General features: G+C 67.8%; 1 protein-coding gene. It reads right to left on the minus strand.

Annotation, left to right across the window (positions count from 1 at the left end):
* A partial coding sequence (locus DVK07_RS20545; RefSeq protein WP_147441295.1) for a branched-chain amino acid ABC transporter permease occupies positions 1-622 on the minus strand: 622 nt, incomplete at both ends.

Below are 622 nucleotides of genomic sequence, written 5' to 3' on the forward strand. Positions count from 1 at the left end.
GACGATCGTCGTGATCAGCGCGTCGGCGGTGACGAGGAAGTAGAACGTCCCGTCGGGCGCGACCGACCGCGAGTAGGCCGCGAAGATCCCGCCCGCGATCGCACCGAAGAAGCCGCTGATTGCGAACGCGGCTAACTTGAACCGGTAAGTCGGGTAGCCGACGGCGCGGGCTCGCTCCTCGTTCTCCCGGATCGCGATCATCACGCGCCCGAACGGCGAGTGGACGATCCGCTGCATCGCGAAGTAGCAGACCACCACGACGATCCCGAGCGCGTAGTACGAGACCACCGTCGCCGAGAGGTCGATCCCGAGCCCGAGCAGGTTCTCGAAGCTCTCGCCGGTGAGCCGCCCCACGTCGAGGCTCAGCGCGTCGACGTACGGGACGCCGATCGCGAGCGCGTCGCCGCTCACCGTCGCGCCCTCGGTCGGGTTCGTCGAGACGTACCCCCACGACCGGATCAGCTCGTAGATCACCTGCGCGAACCCGAGCGTGATCATCGCGAAGTAGACCCCGGTGAGCCGGAACGACACCGAGCCGATGACGATCGCGAGGAGTCCGGCCAACACCGCGCCCAGGAGCAGGGTGATCATGAACGGCGTCCCCCCGGGGATCCCCGGTACC

This window comes from Halorubrum sp. Atlit-26R (assembly GCF_003666015.1).
Taxonomy (GTDB): Archaea; Halobacteriota; Halobacteria; order Halobacteriales; family Haloferacaceae; genus Halorubrum.